We start from the raw sequence: 336 nt of genomic DNA on the forward strand, positions 1-336 counted from the left end.
TCTTTGCGACATTGATTTTCCCGTCAGCTGTAATCTCAAGTTTAGTATCTCTTGAGTAGATAAGTCCATTGGAGTTTACCCCTGCCCCCTTGTCCGTGCTGACTATCTTTATCTGCCCCGCATACATTGATCCAAGGTTGCTTGCGTCAATTGCAACCGAATTTATTCCATTTTTGGAAGTTACAGTTCCGTTGGAGTCAACAGCATTTTCCCCTAAAGTTACGTCAACCTTGCTTCCGACAAGATTGCCCTGCAGCTCCATGGCCTTTGCAATAACGTTTACATAGTCTGTATTAGTCGCGTCAAAGCCATTAGCCCCGATAATGACCCTTCCCT

At 44.9% G+C, this 336-nt stretch carries 1 protein-coding gene; it reads right to left on the minus strand.

Annotated elements, in window-relative coordinates; translation table 11 throughout:
- Positions 1-325, minus strand: a 325-nt coding sequence (locus HMPREF1552_RS12995; protein WP_369750433.1) for a hypothetical protein, incomplete at its 3' end; no start/stop codon positions are given.
- Positions 326-336: the final 11 nt, after the last annotated feature.

The sequence above is a fragment of the Leptotrichia sp. oral taxon 879 str. F0557 genome (assembly GCF_000469385.1).
Lineage (GTDB): Bacteria > Fusobacteriota > Fusobacteriia > Fusobacteriales > Leptotrichiaceae > Leptotrichia > Leptotrichia mesophila.